The 18,410-nt window shown below is 60.5% G+C and carries 17 protein-coding genes; 7 read left to right on the forward strand and 10 right to left on the reverse strand.

What is annotated here, in order from left to right:
- Window positions 1-39 precede the first annotated feature (39 nt).
- The 4 genes from yidC to rpmH form a co-directional block, all read right to left on the reverse strand.
- Window positions 40-1,965 carry a membrane protein insertase YidC gene (gene yidC, locus JNK74_17970; GenBank protein MBL7648074.1) on the reverse strand — a complete coding sequence of 642 codons (1,926 nt, stop codon included), beginning with the start codon at window positions 1,963-1,965 and terminating at the stop codon, window positions 40-42.
- Window positions 1,966-2,043: 78 nt separating this feature from the next.
- Window positions 2,044-2,271 carry a membrane protein insertion efficiency factor YidD gene (gene yidD, locus JNK74_17975; protein MBL7648075.1) on the reverse strand — a complete coding sequence of 76 codons (228 nt, stop codon included), beginning with the start codon at window positions 2,269-2,271 and terminating at the stop codon, window positions 2,044-2,046.
- The gene (gene rnpA, locus JNK74_17980; protein MBL7648076.1) at window positions 2,264-2,674 is read right to left on the reverse strand and encodes a ribonuclease P protein component; all 411 of its coding nucleotides are present in this window, start codon (window positions 2,672-2,674) and stop codon (window positions 2,264-2,266) included. Before rnpA ends, yidD begins: the two co-directional genes overlap by 8 nt.
- A gap of 51 nt (window positions 2,675-2,725) precedes the next feature.
- Window positions 2,726-2,860 (reverse strand): 50S ribosomal protein L34, encoded by a 135-nt coding sequence (gene rpmH / locus JNK74_17985; protein ID MBL7648077.1) that lies wholly within the window; start codon window positions 2,858-2,860, stop codon window positions 2,726-2,728.
- 303 nt (window positions 2,861-3,163) lie between these two features.
- On the opposite strand from rpmH, the gene JNK74_17990 reads away from it, so the two are divergent.
- Window positions 3,164-4,894 (forward strand): alkyl hydroperoxide reductase, encoded by a 1,731-nt coding sequence (locus JNK74_17990; GenBank protein ID MBL7648078.1) that lies wholly within the window; start codon window positions 3,164-3,166, stop codon window positions 4,892-4,894.
- Window positions 4,895-4,925: 31 nt separating this feature from the next.
- Here the strand turns inward: JNK74_17990 and JNK74_17995 are convergent, their stop codons facing one another.
- Both JNK74_17995 and JNK74_18000 read right to left on the reverse strand, forming a co-directional pair.
- Window positions 4,926-5,354 carry a hypothetical protein gene (locus JNK74_17995; protein ID MBL7648079.1) on the reverse strand — a complete coding sequence of 143 codons (429 nt, stop codon included), beginning with the start codon at window positions 5,352-5,354 and terminating at the stop codon, window positions 4,926-4,928.
- Entirely contained in the window at window positions 5,351-6,532 is a 1,182-nt protein-coding gene (locus tag JNK74_18000; GenBank protein MBL7648080.1) for an ATP-binding protein, read from the reverse strand. Before JNK74_18000 ends, JNK74_17995 begins: the two co-directional genes overlap by 4 nt.
- A gap of 321 nt (window positions 6,533-6,853) precedes the next feature.
- Between JNK74_18000 and JNK74_18005 the strand changes: the two genes are divergently transcribed.
- Window positions 6,854-8,254, forward strand: coding sequence for a hypothetical protein (locus JNK74_18005; GenBank protein MBL7648081.1), 1,401 nt, complete (start codon window positions 6,854-6,856; stop codon window positions 8,252-8,254).
- Between the two features lie 43 nt (window positions 8,255-8,297).
- On the forward strand, window positions 8,298-9,587 hold the full coding sequence (locus tag JNK74_18010; protein MBL7648082.1) for a hypothetical protein: 1,290 nt from the start codon (window positions 8,298-8,300) through the stop codon (window positions 9,585-9,587).
- A gap of 158 nt (window positions 9,588-9,745) precedes the next feature.
- Here the strand turns inward: JNK74_18010 and JNK74_18015 are convergent, their stop codons facing one another.
- Window positions 9,746-10,678: a tyrosine recombinase XerC gene (locus JNK74_18015; protein ID MBL7648083.1), complete on the reverse strand. Its 933-nt coding sequence runs from the start codon at window positions 10,676-10,678 to the stop codon at window positions 9,746-9,748.
- 336 nt (window positions 10,679-11,014) lie between these two features.
- Between JNK74_18015 and topA the strand changes: the two genes are divergently transcribed.
- Entirely contained in the window at window positions 11,015-13,714 is a 2,700-nt protein-coding gene (gene topA, locus JNK74_18020) for a type I DNA topoisomerase (GenBank protein ID MBL7648084.1), read from the forward strand.
- Between the two features lie 353 nt (window positions 13,715-14,067).
- On the opposite strand, the gene JNK74_18025 is transcribed toward topA, so the two are convergent.
- The 3 genes from JNK74_18025 to JNK74_18035 all read right to left on the reverse strand — a co-directional run bounded on the left by JNK74_18025 (window position 14,068) and on the right by JNK74_18035 (window position 15,975).
- Window positions 14,068-14,526: a DUF494 family protein gene (locus tag JNK74_18025; GenBank protein ID MBL7648085.1), complete on the reverse strand. Its 459-nt coding sequence runs from the start codon at window positions 14,524-14,526 to the stop codon at window positions 14,068-14,070.
- 198 nt (window positions 14,527-14,724) lie between these two features.
- Window positions 14,725-15,513 (reverse strand): alpha/beta fold hydrolase, encoded by a 789-nt coding sequence (locus JNK74_18030; GenBank protein ID MBL7648086.1) that lies wholly within the window; start codon window positions 15,511-15,513, stop codon window positions 14,725-14,727.
- Window positions 15,514-15,651: 138 nt separating this feature from the next.
- Window positions 15,652-15,975 carry an SCP2 sterol-binding domain-containing protein gene (locus JNK74_18035; protein MBL7648087.1) on the reverse strand — a complete coding sequence of 108 codons (324 nt, stop codon included), beginning with the start codon at window positions 15,973-15,975 and terminating at the stop codon, window positions 15,652-15,654.
- A 295-nt stretch (window positions 15,976-16,270) separates the two neighbouring features.
- Here JNK74_18035 and JNK74_18040 point away from each other — a divergent pair, with 295 nt between their 5' ends.
- The 3 genes from JNK74_18040 (at window position 16,271) to JNK74_18050 (ending at window position 18,363) form a co-directional block, all read left to right on the forward strand.
- Window positions 16,271-16,963: a leucyl/phenylalanyl-tRNA--protein transferase gene (locus JNK74_18040; protein MBL7648088.1), complete on the forward strand. Its 693-nt coding sequence runs from the start codon at window positions 16,271-16,273 to the stop codon at window positions 16,961-16,963.
- Window positions 16,964-17,009: 46 nt separating this feature from the next.
- Entirely contained in the window at window positions 17,010-17,669 is a 660-nt protein-coding gene (locus JNK74_18045) for a redoxin domain-containing protein (protein ID MBL7648089.1), read from the forward strand.
- A gap of 82 nt (window positions 17,670-17,751) precedes the next feature.
- Complete coding sequence (locus tag JNK74_18050; GenBank protein ID MBL7648090.1) at window positions 17,752-18,363, forward strand: redoxin domain-containing protein; 612 nt, start codon at window positions 17,752-17,754, stop codon at window positions 18,361-18,363.
- Window positions 18,364-18,410: the final 47 nt, after the last annotated feature.

Consider the following 18,410-nt stretch of genomic DNA (forward strand, 5'->3'; position numbering starts at 1 on the left):
TTTTGCCGCGCTCTTGCCGGATGGTTAGTGGATTCGTCCTCAGTCCTTACCGGACTCCTTGCCCCGCGGACCTTTCTTCTTTCCCCGGCGCTCTTCCCGCGCCATCTCCCGTTTTCTCGCCTGCGCCGCCGCGTAGAAATGCTTCGGGCGGGCTTTCTTCTTGGCCACCGCCCCCGGCTTGGCTTTCAGTTCTTCGTCGCTCACATGAACAAAATAATTCTGGAGGATACCGAGCAAGGTGCTCGTTAAGATATACAAGTTGAGGCCGGAAGCCATGTTGTAGCAGATGGCGCTGAAGAAGATGGGCATCAGCGTCATCATCATCTTCTGCTGCGGGTTCTGCACCGGTCCGGAAGTCGGCATGAGCTTGGTGCTCAGGACCATGGCCCCGCCCATGAGGAAGGGCAACAGATTGAAGTGCTCGATCCCGTTGGCCATGAAGGGCATGGGGATCACGAAAGGCAGCGTGAACAGCGCGTCGGGCTTCGACAGGTCGGTAATCCACCCCAGGAAGGGTGCGCCGCGAAATTCGAAGGCCGTCGCGTAGACGCGATACAGCGCGATGAAGATGGGCATCTGGAGGAGCATGGGCATGCAGCCGCCGAGGGGGTTCACGCCCCGCTCGCGGTAGAGCTCCATCATGCGCTTCTGAAGTTCCTGCTGGTCCTCGCCCACTTCCTTCTTGATCTCTTCCATCTCGGGCGCGAGCTTCTGCATCTTCTTCATGCTCTTCATGCCCTTGAGGGTCAAGGGGAACATGGCGGTGCGCACGAGAATGGTGAGGAAGATGATGGCGAGGCCATAGTTGGCCGTGAAAGAACTGAGTCCGTAGAACCAGTTCAGCACCCAGAGCATGCCCTTGGCAAAGGTGTCCATGATGCCGAACATGGTGAAGAATTCGAGGGAGGTTTTCAGGTCGGGCCAGGCCTGGGCCAGGCTGTGTCCCTGAAGTGGACCGAGGTAAACCTTGAAGCTGCGGATATCCGCGGCGCCGGCCGCCACTTCGGTGCGGGGGACGCTCAGGGCGACCTGGAAGTGCTTGGGATCCCCCAGACTCCAGCCGCGAGCCCCTTCATACTCGGGCTTCATGGCGACGATGAAAAAAGCGCTCTTGACGGCGACCCAGTTCGGCGCCTGCATGACCTTCGAGTAGGTGCCGTCGATCGGGCGCTCGAGATCCTTGGTGGGGAAATGGATGTTCGCCTCGCCTTCGCGCCAGACGATCTCCTGGTGCGACATCGCATTGCTCTGGTCGCCGGAGTTTACGTTCGGCGCCCAGTAGAGCGAGTAGGCCGGTTCGGTATCGAGCCCCAGTCGACGGGCCTCGCCACCATTGTTGATGTAGGTCACCGAGACATCGAGGACATTGGGGTGTTCGGCGGAGAGGGTAAAGGTCTTCTTGACGGTGGCGGCATAGGGCTCGGGCAACTGCACCTGAAAGCTCAGGGAGCGTCCGTCCCCGCCCGGTTCCGGCGTCCAACGAACTTTGTTGAGGTAATCGCCGAGATATTCATTCTGGAATACGAGGCTCAGGGGGTATACCGCCTCGTTCTCGGCAACGTCGCCCCAGAGCGGCACGAGGGACTGCTTTTCGCCGTGGACCACGTGGACCGTGCCCTGCTTGAGCCGGGCTCCCACGTCGGTGAAGACGAGGTCAAGCCCGGAGGTGCCGTCGGCGTCGACGTTGGACAGGGTAAACTCTTGCGCGGGGCCCTGGGCGGGATCATAAATCAGCCCGCTGAGCGCCTGCGCGCTTTCCGCGGGAATGGCCGGGGCCGTCGGCGCGGCGACGGGCGCACTCGGTTGCCCGGGCGCCACGGTGCCCGTTGCGGCCGGGGGGGCCTGCTGCTGCGTCGGGGGCGGCATGAAATAAAACGTCGAAATCGCGAGCACGGACATCAGAATAATAAAGATAAAATTATTCCGCTGCGCGTCTTTATCGCGCTGATTGTCACCCAGCATCATAAAAGTGCTTCTCCTCGGCCCGGGGCGCCGTGCATGTGGCGCAACGCGTGCGGGGGCCGGTGTTGTGACGGATGCTCCTCAATGGCCATGGCGCTTCTCGGGCACGGGATCGTGCCCCCCCCTGCAGAAGGGGTTGCATCGGAGGATGCGCCAGGCGCCCAGAAGGAGTCCGTAGACGACGCCATGGGTCCGGAGTGCGTCAATGGCATACTGGGAGCAGGAGGGATAGAATCGGCAATTCTGGCCAAGCCAGGGGGACAGCCAGCGCTGGTAGAGGCGGATTATGCCGACCAGCACCTTAACCATCCATTACGCCGCCGCGATGGAGCAAGCGCTTCATCGTTTGTACACAGGTTGCGTAGTCCAGCCCCGCCGCCTCCGGCCGCGCCACCACCACGAAGTGACACGGTGGCGACAGGAATGGCCGGTGGGTACGGTAGAATTCGCGGAGGTAACGCTTCACGCGGTTGCGCGTCACGGCCTTGCCGACCTTGCGAGACACCGCAAGGCCCATCTTGGTCCCTTGCTGCTCCTGCGTTGCCAGATAACAGACGAAATAGCGATCCGCGACCTTGCGGCTATTGGAAAAAACCGCGCCGTATTCAGATTTCTTCCGGATTCTATCCGCCGGCGGAAAGCTGTTTCCGCCGCAGCGCGCAGAAACGCCGCGGGGGCCGCCCGATGGAGTTGCGGAGGGGTCCGGTGTCATATCGCTGGATTCGACTGTCTGGTCCCGCACTACAGGATCATCACATTCAATTTAAACCGTGAGGCTCTTCCGGCCCTTGCGGCGGCGGCTGCTGATTACGCGGCGACCGTTCTTGGTGGCCATGCGGGCACGGAAACCATGGGTGCGCTTCCGTTTAATGTTCGAAGGCTGGAAAGTGCGCTTCACGCTATGCTCCTTTTACATCTCAAATTCGTATTTTTAGACAACGGATAAGAAAACCGGGACCGTCCGGAAACAGACATAGTGCGCCCGTCCCAGTTCCAAAGATTGAGCTAAGGGCGTAACTATACGAAATTAAGGGTTTTGATGTCAAACGGGAAACGGCGCTTCCCAGACCCTTCGTTCCACAGCCCGCCGCGCCAATGGCCCGGAATTTCGAATAGCGACACAAAACCCGTACGCGGTATAGTATCAAGAGTCCGCCGTCGGGGCGGTCCATTGGCTTGACACCGGGCCGGGAGACCTGTGATGCGTAGACGAGTATTCGTGGCCCTGCTTTGCTGGGCCTTGGTCCTGAGTGCCGGAGCGCTCGCGCCGGGCGATGCGGTCGGCGGCATGACGTTTAAAGACATTCGCTTTCTACCGAGGACGCTGGACGACTTTGGCGAACGAGCGGCCTTTGTATTCGCGTTCACCGCCACAGCCGATCCCGGTCGGGCGGCGCTGGATACACACCTGAAGTCGCTTCACGAATCCTGGAGCGATAAAGGCGTCGAGATCGCCGCTGTCCACCCGTCGCCCGCCGACACCATCCCCACCATCGCACTCCATGGCATCGAGCGGGAACTACCCTTTACCCTCCTGGGTGATCCCGACGGTAGCGCCGCGAGAGCGCTGGGCGTCGAAAAGCTGGGCTCCTTCGTCATTCTCGACGGCCGGGACAAGCGGCTGCGCTATCGCGGCGACGGGGCGGGCGTCGCGGCGGCGCTGGATGCCGTCCTCGCGGGCGAAAGGGTCCCGGAAACCGAGCGGCCCGTGGACGGCGGAGCGATCCCGGCCCGTGCCGTTCCCGATCCCGACGCGCCCGTCACCTACAGCGAGCACATTGCCCCGATCCTGAATGAGCATTGCGTGGCCTGCCACCGCCCGGGCCAGACCGCGCCCTTCGCCCTGCAGGACTATCGCCACGCGTCCGCGCGGGCGGACATGATCCTGGAGGTGGTCCTGGAGGAGCGCATGCCCCCGTGGTATGGCGCGCGGAAGCATGGGCCCTTCGTCAATGAACGTACCGTCACCGAAGCGGAGAAGACCCTCCTCGCCCAGTGGATCCGAGGAGATAAGCCCGAAGGGGATCCCGCACTCGCCCCCGCCCCTTCTGTGTTTCCCGATTCCGAATGGGCCATCGGCGAGCCCGATCTCGTTCTCACGGCGAAGGACGTGGAGCAGATTCCAGCCGAGGGCTTTATCCCCTATCGCTATGTGACACTCCCCTATCAGTTCGCCGCCGACATCTGGGTGCAGGGTCTGGAAATCCTTCCGGGCAATTCCGAGGTGGTGCACCACGCCAATTTAATCTACACCCTGCCCGGCCAGCCTTATGACGAGCAGAACGGTTTCCTGACCGGCAAAGTACCCGGCGGCAATCCCGTGGATCTTGCGCCGGGGGTCGGCATGATGATTCCGAAGGGGGCCGTGCTGACAATTCAGATCCACTACGTCACGACGGGCAAGCCCGAGACCGACCAGATGCGGGTCGGGATTCGTTATGCGGACGGGATCGTCGCCAAGCGCACCTTCCACCAGCGCATACGCCCGGAGACCATCGCTATTCCCCCGGGCGAGCCCTTCTACCGGATGAGTGCGGAGGAGACGATCCCCCACAACGCCACGGTGATAGCGCTCTTCACCCACATGCACACGCGAGGGCGGGACATGACCTTTTTCGCGGACTATCCCGACGGCCACAGCGAGACTTTGCTGACCATCCCCAACTACAGCTTCGACTGGCAGCTCGCCTATCAGTACGCCCCCGGCACGAAGCGTTTTCCCAAGGGCACGAAGATCCGGACGGTCTCTCACTACGATAACTCCGCCTTCAATCCCTACAACCCGGATCCCACGATTGAAGTGCCCTACGGGGATCAGACTATCCATGAGATGAATGACGGATACGTGTTTTATCTGGATGAGGAGGAGAATCTGAATTTGAACATCGATGGGGCGACGGGCCAGGTGAGGGAGAGCGTGGCGGGGAAATAGGGCTGCATGGAGGTATGGAGGGGGTGTGACCTCAGATGGTTACTCGGTGTTGTAACCGCTTAATTTCAATTTCAACCCTGTGTGTTCGATAGAATCTATCTTTGCGCGCCTGGGTATCAGCGCTGAGGCTGGGTACCTTTGACGCCACCAGTATACACTTCTTCGTTGCGTCCCCGTGCCGCTCCCGGAAGTGCCCCAACGTCACCGCGAGTTGCTCAATACCGTGGTCGATTTTCGATCCTTTGAGTTCCAGATAAAACACCGATTGAAGCGGCACCGATATTTCCAGAATATAGTCGCAACGCTTACTCGTTGAATCGCCCTTAAAGACGCACCGATCCACGGCAATTCGCCTCACGGTTTTCATGGCTGGATTATCGATGACCAGCTTCCTCTTCTCCTCCTCGGTCACGATGAGTCGGTCATTTCGAGTTTCTATGCATTCGTCCGGAATGTTCACGCGCTGACTTCCGAATACTTAAGCCGAAGCAGCCGGTCGAATTCCTCGGACAGGACTTCCGATACTCCGTCAATCACGTTCACACCAATCAGGCGGCTCTCCTCGTCCAGAATACTAACCAATTGGCCATCCTGAATGGTGTAAGCCCTTACCTCCTCGTAGCGAAGCTGGAAATCCGGGTCCACCGCATTGCTTTCTCCGAGCCTTTCCAGGACGTCACCCGCGATAATCAGGTTGTTCAACGCGGTCAGGATGTATGGGCTGTGGGTCGTGACGAGAAATCTCGTCTCGTAGCGACGCTGTAACAGGGACAGCAATCGGATAATATTCCGCTGCGAATCGGGAAACAAGTGTGCTTCCGGTTCCTCGATGATGACTGATAATTTGCGTAATCTTGTATCACGCGACGACAATGCCAAGAGCAGTGGCAATACCGATTGCTGTCCCGATGAAGCATCGGACAAAATGACGGAGCGCCCTCCGACATCGATCCAGTCCTGCTCGTTGTCGCGTCGATAATTTCCCTTGAGAACAAGATTGAACAGTACCTGCAACTGAACGCTATGAGGGTCGCTTTCACTCTCCAACGCGTCCAGGGCGTAAAACTGCCTGTAGGTTTCGAACTTGGCACCAAATTCCCACATGGTCGGATCGAGTCTTGGATTCTCGCGAAAGATTTTGAACGCGTTCTGCTGAAGGATCGACAGGAACGATCGACCAGCGGGGATAAACAGGGAGTCGGCCTGGTCATATTTTCCGCCCAGGGCAAAGTGCACCTGTCGTGCCCTCGCTCCATCATCGATCCTCGAAGTGACTTCCTCGACCGCTCCATCCAATCCGTCGAATTCCACTTCGATATCTTTTGCTCCTGAGTTCCGACGGATTCGGGCGCTGAAGTTACCGACAGCATAGTTGAGCTCAAAGGATCCGTCGCCCCACGACAACGGAGAGAAGTAAGAACAGAACTGCTCTGACCAGTACCCGTCAACCCAAACTTGACCACGAGACCCAAGCGCCAGTTCTAAAACGCTGGACACAAAACTACGGCGAAAAAAATGTATCAGCTTCGCGAGCACGCTCTTTCCGGAAGCCTGGGGCCCGATGATTACGGTAAACTTGGCGACCTCCAAATCGGCTTGGCCGATACCAAGAAAATTCTTTGCTGTCAGTCGCTCCATTGTGATTCCAATCGGCTGTCCGGCGCTTGGGAGAACATCGACCCCGTGCGAATCTAGTCGAACCGGGTCGGGAATACGGTATAGTCTACCTGAGACCCAAGGGGAATTGAAGTACGAACTTGGAACCTCTCCGGGGTGATCTCAGTTGGGATGGGATGGAGACATCCGGTGATCGAGACTGTTCACCCCCATAAAATATTGCGTTGTCATCGAAACAAACCATTTCACTGCTTCAATACAGGATGCTACCAACTGAAAATCTTCCGTACGCTGGGACCACGACAGGCCCTTCTCCGCCCCCCATCGATTGGCTGCCTTCTCTTGCTTACCGTCCTCGTCTCCGGCTGCCAGGCGAAAGGATGTGGTAATCCCTATGGCACGCCCGACCAGGCTACGGCCATTGAGGACGCCATGTATCAGGGCTCGATCGCGGACTGCGTCGCGGCGATTGCTGCGGCCCGGGAGACCCGTGCCGTCTGCGTCGGGTGCCCCGATGTGGAATTCGCCCGGGCCGCACCAGACACCACACCGCCCACGCTGGAAGACGTCGCGACGGCATGGAACACGGTGCATCTTCCGGGGCTGAACACCTACGGGGAGGATTGCCCTCCCATCGGTCGTGAATGGCCCGCCGCGGCGCTGGGTGGATACTATGCGCGTCTCGCGGGCTATCCCGCGCCGGAAGAGTTGCTCGCGCTGATCGCGAAACAAGTCGAAGGCGCACAATACGGTCCCGCCCACGCTCCGGAGCCGCTGGTTACCCATGTCGGCCTGTATGGCTATGCCGGACGCCTTGCTGAGAGAAGCGACCCTTGTTATCGGGGCGGCGTGGTTCGGGAGCGCGTGGAGGAAATCTGCGGCAAGCTCCCCCAGTTCTGCCCTGCCTATACGTCGGGGATCTGGGCGGGCGAGCGCTTTGTGGTGGCGGATTTTTCGGTGACGCCCCGGGCCTATGATGGCGGCGCGGCCTACGACCACGGTTGGGCGGGCGCCCTGATGGTGGAGGCCTGGTTGCAAGCGGGCACGCCGGAAGACCGCGGTCTTTTCGAGGCCTCGGCCCGGCTGGCGGCCGCGTGGAGCGCGAAGGAGCCGGCGGTGCGCAACCACAACTACACGGCCAAGAATATCTGGCTCCTGGCGCAACTCTATGCCCTCACCGGCGAGGCGCCCTTTCGAGATGCCCTGGTGGATCGGCTGGAACGCAATCTCAAGCCGGGCGTACTCATGGATCGCGACGCGGACGGTCTCGTGGACGGCATGGCCCATCAGCCCTTTGCCGAACTCAATCCGGTGGCCCGGACCCCCGGACGCATGTGGGACGGGCACAACAGCATTCTCTGGTATCAGGCGATGAATACCTGGGCCATGACGGAAGCCTACTGCGCCTTCCGTGACAGAGGCGATGTGGAGGAGGCCGGGGAGTTGCGACCGTTTGCCGTCGCCATGCTGGACAATATGGCCTGGGAATTGACCCAGCTCGGGCCGGGTGTGGACATCGGCGAGGGCGCCCATCCCACGCCCTACGCCCTTCTGGTCGGCCTGAGGAAGATCGCCGCCGCGGAGGGGGAAACCCACGCGAACTGGGAAGCCGCCCTGGCCGTTCTATGGAACACGGGATATTTTGAGCGCTTCGAGGGCGGCCGAAGCACGGCCAACTGCGGGTTGTATCTGCTCCACCTGAGCGGAGCGCCATTTGTCCCATTGGGAGCACGGGTTCCTTGATTCGACTGGACTGTCACGGGGCAACGCTGGCATAATATATATTATGAATACACTTTTACGAAACCTGATCCTCCTCGCCTGCGTCGCCCCCCGGGCCGCGCTTGCTCAGGACGCCTTTGAGGCGCCGCCGATCAGCTACAGCGAAACCGCACCGGACAATCCCATCGAGCGGCTGCGGACCGAAATTGAAACCGGGAGCGCCACGCTCGCCCAGGACGAGCACGGTTACCTCCGGCCGCTGTTAAAGCTGCTGGGGGTTCCCGAGTCCTCCCAGGTGCTGGTCTTTTCCAAGACTTCGCTCCAGATCAACAACATATCCCCCGCCGCGCCCCGCGCCATTTACTTCAATGACGACGTCTACATTGGTTCGGTGCAGCACAGCGATGTGGTGGAAATCTCCGCCGCCGACCCGAAGTTGGGAACGGTGTTCTACACCCTCGCTCCCGGCGCCGGGTCGCGGCCGGAGATTGTGCGCCAGCGGCACGAATGCCTTCAGTGCCACGGCGGGAGCATGACGCGGAATATCCCAGGGCACATTGTGCGCTCCGTTTTTCCCGCGCAAGACGGTCAGCCCATCATGAAAGCGGGCTCCGCGCTCACGGATCACACCACGCCGATGGAAGAACGCTGGGGCGGCTGGTACATCACGGGGACCCATGGCAACGCCCGCCATCGGGGCAACCAGATCGCCACGGAAACGCCCTATGACGCGATTATCGACGTGGAAGCTGGGGCCAACCAGCCGACGCTGCCGCCACGGGTGAACACGGCGGATTACCTGACCCCGCACAGCGATATCGTGGCCATGCTGGTGCTGGAGCACCAGGCCCACATGCACAACCTGATGACGCAAGCCAACTTCGAAACGCGCATGGCGCTCCATCGCCAGGCGGTGATGGACAAGATATTCGACCGGGCCCCGGATGAACTCAGCGAATCGAGCCAGCGGATCATCAAGAGCGCGGGCGACGCGCTGGTGGACTATATGATCTTCGCCCATGAAGAAGAGCTGAAGTCCCCAATTCAAGGGACCTCGGGCTTTGCGGAAGCATTTTCCGCGCTGGGTCCCCGGGACAGTCAGGGGCGCTCGCTGCGTGAGCTGGATTTGGAAAGCAGGCTGTTCACGTATCCCCTGAGCTACCTCATCTACTCGCCCCAGTTCGACGGCCTGCCCGGCGCCATGAAAGACTACGTCTACCAGCGCCTGTGGAACATCCTCACGGGGGCCGAGGCCACCCCGGATCTGCTCTTTCTCACCAATGCGAAGTGCCGGGCCATCCGGGAGATCCTGATCGATACGAAACCGGGGCTACCGGCGTATTGGGTCCGGTAACGCGCACGCAGGCCCTGTGCGGTGAATCTTCTTCCGTGAATTTCCGTGTCTTTCCGTGGTCGAACCATTGTTTTGCGGGCAATGGCTGCTCCCAGTGAACTTGTGCCCAACGGTCGTTCACCCTTTTTCAATCGCCGCATGCTTACAGCCGGAAGCTGCTACGCATGCGGGTGCGCCTGCTCATAGACCTGCCTGAGGCGCTCGATGCTCACGTGGGTATATATCTGCGTGGATGACAGATTTTCGTGCCCGAGAAGTTCCTGCACCGTGCGGAGGTCCGCGCCGCCGTCGAGCATGTGGGTGGCGAAGGTGTGGCGAAGGGTGTGGGGCGAGACCTCCCGCCTGCCAGGCAGTACCAGGCGCACGTAGTGCTCCACAACGCGCTGGATGCTTCGGGTGGTCAGCGGGCCGCCCCGGGCGTTGACAAAAAGGACATCATGCTTCGGTTCCCCGATGGAGGCACGAACCCCCAGATAGTTCTTGAGTGCTTCCCGGGCGAATTTGCCAAGATGGACGATGCGCTCCTTCTTCCGCTTGCCGAACACCCGCATGGTGCTCTGGATCAGGTCTACATCCCCCAGCTTTACGCCCCGGGCCTCGCTGGCGCGGGCGCCGCTGCTGTAGAGCGTCTCCATCAACGCGCGATCCCGGATGCCGAGCGGTTTCGAGGTGTCCGGGGCCTCCAGCAGGGCCGTTACCTCGGGGATGGAGAGTACATCGGGCAGGTCCCTGGGCAGCTTCGGCGAAGAAACGGCCTTGGCGGGATTATCCTTTAAATAGTCCGATTGGACAAAATAGCGGTAGGCGGCCCTGAGCGAGGCCAGTTTCCGGGCCGTGGTCCGGGGGGAGTTGCCCCGGGTCTGGATATGGGCGAGGTAAGAGCGGATGTTCTGCTTGTCGGCCCGCTGAAGCACATCAAGGGAGGCCTGGGGCAGGATTTCGTCGTCCGGCAGGTCAAAGGCCCTGGGCCCGAGCACCATCCAGGCGCAGAAGTGGTCCAGATCGCGCATGTAGGCCCGCAGGGTGTGGGGCGAATAGTTCCGCTCGATCTTGAGGTAGTTCATGAACTGGAGTATGGGGATTTGCGACATGGGCGATCGTACCTTGGGCGCATTTTGGGCGAGGCGGGCTTGTGGAAGCAAGCGATGCTGTGATCTGCGAAGGGCGATCGGAGGGATCAAACGGATCGGACCGATCTGATCGGTCTAATCAGTCTGATCAGTCCGATTCCACCACCGCAAAAGCCGAAGCGCATCTTCGATTTTTTGAGTTAAGTTCCATTTTGGCGCACAATTACCCAGACTAGCCTACTTGCCCTTGGGACGGGCAAGGTGTTAATGTCTCGCCAAAGCATGAGCTGTTGAATACGGCCCCCCGGCATTCGGGCGGGCCGCGCGGGCAATTTCTGCCCTGATAAGGATATCCCCTTGAAACTGGTAATTGTAGAGTCCCCGGCGAAGGCGAAGACCATCGGGAAGTTCCTGGGCAAGGACCACACGGTGCTGGCCAGCTACGGCCACGTCCGTGATCTCCCGAGCAACGCCGACGAGATTCCGGCTGAATATAAGAAGAAGCCCTGGGCGCGGATGGCGGTGGATGTGGAGAACGACTTCGCACCGATTTACGTGGTGCAGGCGGACAGCAAGAAGCAGATTGCGGAGCTGAAGAAGCACCTTAAGGAGGCCGACGAGGTTGTTCTCGCGACGGACGAAGACCGCGAAGGGGAAGCCATAAGCTGGCACTTGCTGGAGATTCTGAAGCCCAAAGTGCCGGTCAGGCGCATCGTATTCCACGAGATCACCCAGGAAGCCATCCGCGAGGCGGTTGCGAATCCCCGGGACGTGAATCAGGAGCTGGTGCGGGCCCAGGAAGGGCGCCGCATTCTGGACCGTCTTTTCGGTTATTCCCTCTCCCCCGTACTGTGGAAAAAGGTCCGTACCAAGCTGAGCGCGGGCCGCGTGCAGAGCGTGGCGGTGCGCCTGGTGGTGGAACGGGAGGAAGAGCGCCGGGCCTTCCACAAGGCGAACTATTGGGACATCGAGGCGGCCCTCAAAGCCGAAGGGATCGATTTCATGGCGACCCTGGTCGAGGTGAACGGCCAGCGCATCGCCTCGGGCAAGGATTTTGACGAGACCACCGGTCTGCTGAAGTCGGACAAGGTGCTGTGGCTGAAAGAGGAAGAGGCCCGTTCCCTGAGCGAGGGTCTGAAGGCCCACGTGCCGTGGACGATTACCTCGGTCCAGCAGAAAGAGGCCAAGCTCCGGCCCTATCCCCCGTTTATCACGTCCACGTTGCAACAGGCGGCCAGTTCGGTGCTGGGATTTTCCCCGCGAGACACCATGCGCGTGGCCCAGCGCCTCTATGAAGGCGTGGACCTGGGCGGTGGCGAGCGGGAAGGTCTGATTACCTACATGCGAACCGACTCGGTGACCCTGAGCAACCGGGCGCTGGAAGAAGCGGAAAAGGTGATTAAAGACAAGTACGGCGAGCGCTATCACCACCGCCGTCAGTTCTCCACCAAATCGAAGATGGCGCAGGAGGCCCACGAGGCCATCCGCCCGACGCACTTGAGCCGCACGCCGGAACAGGCCGCAAAGTACATCAGCGGCGACGACCTGAAACTGTATCGCCTGATTTGGAACCGCACCCTGGCCTCCCAGATGGCCGATGCGGAACTGCTGCGCACAACCATCGATTTCGAAGCCAACGCCAACGGAAAGAAGGCCACGTTGCGTTCCAACGGATCGGTGGTGACGTTCCCCGGATTTTTGAAGGTGGCGGACAGCGGCCAGCAGGATTCGCTCCTGCCCGCCCTGGCCGAGGGCGATAAAGCCGGCCCCGGCCAGAAGGTCACGATTGACGATATTAATGCCCTGGGCCATGAGACGAAGCCCCCTGCGCGCTACAACGAGGCCTCGCTCGTGCGACGACTGGAAGAAGAAGGCATTGGCCGGCCTTCGACCTATGCGCCAACAATCTCCATCATCCAGCAGCGCGGGTATGTGGAAAAGCAGGGTAAGGCGCTGGTCCCCACCTTCGTGGGCATCGCGGTGACCTTCCTCTTGCGCGACCACTTCCCGGAATATGTCGAGATTAAGTTTACGGCGCGGATGGAAAATGCGCTGGACGCGATTGCTGAAGGCCAGATGGACTGGGTGGATTTCCTCCGCGCCTTCTACAACGGTCACGGCGATTTCGGCGCCGGGCTCGCCCCCACGATTGAATCGGAGCTGGACAAGATCGAGTTCCCGAATATCCCGGTGGGGATTGCGGCGGACGGTCAGCCCCTGGTCGTACGCCTGGGACGCGCTCAGCCTTTCATCCAAAAGGGCGAGGGCGGTACGGGCAATACGGCCTCCATCCCTTCGGATGTGACCTACGATGAATTGACGGTGGAACAGGCGGAGGCCCTGCTGGAAGCCCGGGCCAAGGCGGATGAACCGCTGGGCCAGGATCCGGAAACCGGCAAGAACATCTATGCTATTCTGGGTCCGTACGGCCCCTATGTTCAGCTTGGCGAACAGGAGGAAGGCAGCAAAGTGAAGCCCAAGCGCGCCAGCCTGGGCAAGGGCATCACGCTGGAGAATGTCACGCTGGACATTGCTCTCCAGTATCTTTCCCTGCCGCGCACGCTGGGCCTGCACCCAGAATCGGGCAAACCCATTCGCTCGGCGATCGGTCGTTTCGGCCCCTACATCGTCCATGACGGCGATTTCCGGAGTCTCAAGAACATCGACGACGTGTTCCATCTTCCCCTGGAAGCCGCCCTGGAAATGCTGGCCCAGCCGAAGCGCCGGGGACGTCAGAAGACGGTGCTGCGGGAAGTGGGCTTGGTACCGGGCACCGAGACGAAGATCGAGATGTTCGACGGGCGCTATGGCCCCTACGTAACCGACGGCACCACAAACGCGTCGTTGCCGAAGGAGGCCGATCCGCAGACTTTCACGCTGGAGCAGTCCATCGCGCTACTGGCCGCGCAGGCGGAGAAGACGCCCGCGAAGAAAAAGGCGGCGGCCAAAAAGAAACCGGCCGCAAAGAAAAAGGCCGCCGCAAAGAAACCCGCGGCCAAGAAGAAAGCAGCGACGAAGAAGCCCGCCGCCAGGAAAAAGGCGGCAAGCGAGGGCTGAAACTCGCCGGGACAAAGCTACCGGTAAACAGCGAAGATATTTGACCGTTCAAGAGCGCAAAGGAGAGTACTTCTTTGCGCTCTTTTCTATCAATTCCCTGACAGTCCAGGAAAGGGTTGACCACGGAAGGGCGCGGCATTTCACGGAATCTACAGCGATCTGAATTGTCGATTGAACATTGCGAAATGGCGCTTGCCCTGATGCCTGGATTGTGTCCCCCTCGCGATTTGACCACAATCGCGCGACTATCTCGTTCACTCCTTCCGTGAAATTTCGTGCCCTTCCGTGGTCAAGAAACGAAATCCCCGCAGGCCATTGCCAACGGGGATTTGTAATTGAGTATTTCGGATCAATCAGTGCAGGGGGCCGGTGCCGCCTTCGAAGACCTGAAAGATCGTCTGCTGCGACTCCACGTCGCGCGTTCCCATGAGAATCCAGCTCAGCAGGTACTCCAGTTCGTCCAGGGTGACGATACCCTCCGTCTGCACGACGCGCTCGAAAATCATTTCCCGCTCGTAGGGATCAATCAGTTCGTAGAGCTCCAAACGGGCCAGGGCGTCGCGGGCCTCGCGAGAAAGTTTGTGGCTTTCGATGGCGGAGAGATGGCGAACGGTACCGGTGTTTCGGCGGCCTTCGGCCTGCTCGGCGGACAATTCGGCCCCGACCAGGCGCATGGCGGCATCAATATCGCGCTTGGCGTAACCCTGCCCCGCCAGCCACTTACGCATCCCGGATTCGGACGGGGCGGCTTCTGGATGCTCTTCCAGCCGTTGTAGAATAACGCTGATCAACTCCGAGAGCGCTTGTTTCATAACCGTTCTCCCATGATCGAGAGCCTGTGCCGGGAAATAAGAACGTTCCGGGGATACAATACTGCTTCCACTAACTGACTTCCTCAAGACACCCCGGGCGGGTACGACTAAACGAACGTGCTGCACGCGATTCCCGCCATGCTCTCGCAATATTGTAGGTCCCACGGAGCGGGGTGTCAACTTTTCCGTTAAATCGACTCAATTTGGGGCGGCGGTCGCCGGGGTGGCCTGGCCCGCCAGCATCTGGTTCAGCCAGACCACGATCTGTCCCGTGGCCTGGGGAGATGTGGCAAATATATCTACGCCATGGGCCGTGCCCGGGTAGGTATGGGTTTCGATATGCCCCGGGGCGATGGCCTTCAAGGTGGTCCCGGACGAGGCCGCGTAGGCATCCCCCTCTGCCCAGACCAGGAGCGTCGGCCGCTGGGCACGCTGCTCCATGAGGGGTTCGGCGGCGATACCCTCGATTTCGAGTCCCGGCGAGAGCATGACGAGGCCCTGCAGCGCCGGGTTCTGCGACGCATAGTCGAGGGCCAGGCTTGCGCCGAGGGCCTCACCGGCGATGAAAAGGTTTTCCTGGTCCGCACCGGCGGCCACCAGCGCCTGCAGGGCCGCATCCAGGTCGAAGAGGGCCTTACGCCAGTCCGCCGGGGCAAACTGCTTGAAATTCAGTGGCTGGCCGGTGGCATCGCGGCTGTCGCCGTGCCCCCGCAGATCGAAGGTGACGACAAGATAGCCCGATTGCTGGGCGCGCACCGCGAGGGGCTCCCAGAGCGCGGCGCGGCCCCCTTTGCGGTGGACGAGAATCAAACCCGGCGGATTGGCCTGTACGGGACGGTAGATGTGTGCCGAGAGGGTGATGCCGTCGGACGTGTTGAGCACCATATCGTGATCTTCGAGTCGGGCGCGCTGGCCGCAGGCCGCGAGGGACAAGGCCAGACACAGCGCGAGGGCCGAAGTGAACAGCCGAGGACGACGAAAAATCATGCTGGCCTCAGCGACGTTCTTGACGGCCTGTACAAGACATGCGGGTCCGGAGTCCGACACGACTGACGCCGGGCGCCACCCACACCCGGCGTTTCTATCGAGCGTACGGGCGGCAAGCCCCTCCGGGCGTATCCTGCCTTACCCGAGATTGAAGACACTCTGGAGCTTCAGGGCCAGGGCCATGTCGCCCTGAATCTTCAACTTGCCGGTCATGAAAGCCATCTGTCCGTTCAGCTTGCCCTGGAGCAGGTTCAGGAAATTGCCCGACTCCATGGTGATCGTGATGCTGGGCTTCTCCGCGGCGCCCGCGCTCACCACAGCGTCGCCGTTGGCGATGGCGATATTCCATTCACCGCCACCGTCGCCCGTGATGTTGAACTGATAGACGCAGTTCATGCCCTGAATCTTCTCTTTGTTCACTTTCGCCGGCACCTGGTCGAAGAATGCAGCTACATCAGACATACGCGTATTCGCCTCCGTTGAGTTTTTTGGCGGCCCATCGTCGCCAGCCTTGATACGGCCCAATTGCCCGCAAGGTCACGGGTACTCTAGCACGCGGCGAATTCAGTTGACAATGGACAGTTGACAGTTGACAGCGAAGAAAGGTGAGGCGCCAAAAGGACCGATTCGACGGATAGAACCGATTGATTAAATCCGTCCTGTTGGACCTATTCGTCTGATGACGCTCAACGATTCCGCCTGCGGCGGGTCAACCGTCAACTGTCAACGGTCAACTGCCAACTGCCATAATACCGACATGCCCATTTACCGACTCGATCAATTTATCGCCTTTCCGCCGGTCCACCATGCCGAAGACGGTTTGCTTGCCGTTGGCGGCGACCTGCGGGAGGAGCGCTTGCTGCTTGCCTATCGTTCCGGGATTTTTCCGTGGTACTCCGAGGGGGAACCGCTCCTGTGGTGGTCGCCCGATCCGCGGATGGTGCTCTTTCCGGGGGAGTTTCACTGCTCCCAGAGCCTGAGGCGGGTGATCAAGCGCGGCCTATTTCAGGTGACCCTGGATCGGGCCTTTCCAGCGGTGATTCGCGCGTGTGGCGACACGCCGCGACCGGGTCAGGATGGCACGTGGATCACGCCGGAAATGGAGGCGGCCTATGTGGGGCTGCATGATCAGGGTCATGCCCATTCGATCGAGTGCTGGCACGAGGGCAGACTGGTGGGCGGGCTCTATGGCGTGGCGATTGGCGGGTGCTTCTTTGGCGAGTCCATGTTTTCCCACCGGGACAATGCCTCGAAAGTGGCCATGTTTGCCCTGACCCAGGCCGCCCGGGCATGGGGCATTCCCCTGATCGATTGCCAGGTGGCGAATCCCCACCTGTTGAGCCTGGGCGCGCGGGAGATATCCCGCAAGACGTTTTGTCAGTTGTTGCGGGATGGCTTGCGTACCACCCTGACTCAGGATGCGTGGAAAACCCTGCCGCCCCTGACTTAGACTCGTCGTGGACTGAATGTATTCTTGCACTTCCAAGGAAAAGAAAATGATGCAGTACCTGTTGCGCGGAACCCTCGCCCTGAGCCTGGCCGCCACCCTCGCTTGGCCCGGTCTGTCCTTTGCCGAAGAACCGGAGCCCCTCAAGATTGGCGCGGACTTCCCGGATTTTACACTCCCCGATACGACGGGCCAGGAGCACACCCTCGGCCAGTATAAGGACAAGATCGTCGTGTTCAATTTCAGCACGCCGGAGTGTCCCTGCTCCCGGAGTGTGGATGGGGCCCTGGCCGAACTGGCGGCGGCTTTTGCGGACGAGGGCGTCGTCTTTCTGGGGGTGAACTCGAACTTCTTCATGGACCCGGAATCCCTCCGTGACTATGCGAAATCCGCCGGCGTGACCTATCCCATGCTCAAGGATGACGAAGTGGAACTGGCCGATGCCGCCGGGGCCCGGGTTACGCCGGAAGTCTTCGTGAAGGACAAGAACGGCAAGGTGGTATTCCATGGTCCGCCGGACAATCGACTGAACCCGAAGGCGACGCCGACGGAGTTTTATCTCAAGGACGCCCTGGAAGCGCTTACGATGGGCAAGCCGATTAAGAAATCGAACATCACGCCCTGGGGATGCAGCATTCGGGGGGAGAAAAGTACCGCGGCGGATTCCGAGCATGTTGAGAAGCCGTCAGGCGAGGCGGGCCAGCCCTGACCTTATCATCGTGGGGGGGCGGAATATAGATCTTGGATTGTGGCAGCGGCGCGGCGCCCTGCCGATACCAGGGAGTAGCGTAATGAACATTGCAGCACGCATTTTCGCCGTCGCGGGGCTCGCCTTGGCCGTGACGGTTACCGGGGCCTGGCTGAGTGGTGTTTCGGCGGCAAGACTGGAAGCCCCGAAGATCGGCGCGGCCTTCCCCGATTTCAAGCTGCCCGACACCACGGGCAAAGCGCATGCCCTGGGCGACTACAAGGGCAAGATTCTGGTCCTCAACTTCTCTTCCCAGGAGTGCCCCTTCTCACGCGGCGCCGATCCTTCCATCAATGAACTGGCCACCGCGTTCAGAGAGAAAGGGGTGGTTTTTCTCGGGGTGGACTCCAACAAGGATCTGGACGCGGCGGCGATCCAGAAGCATATTGAGGAGGCGAAGATCCCCTATCCCATCCTCAAGGACGAGGGCAACAAGCTGGCGGATGCGGCGGGGGCCCGGGTAACCCCGGAAATCTACGTGATCGACCAGGACGGCAAGCTGGCCTATCACGGCGCTCCGGATGACCGCGCGGGCCCAACCAGCACCCCCACGGCCTTCTATCTCAAGGACGCTCTGGACGCCCTTACCGCAGGCAAGGCGGTGGAGAAACCTACCGTGAAAGCCTGGGGCTGTGGTATAAAACGGGCCGGTTAGTGACCAAATACAGCACTGAACATTTGTGTGGCGGGCGCGGATGACGC

The organism is Candidatus Hydrogenedentota bacterium, assembly GCA_016791475.1.
Taxonomy (GTDB): Bacteria; Hydrogenedentota; Hydrogenedentia; order Hydrogenedentales; family JAEUWI01; genus JAEUWI01.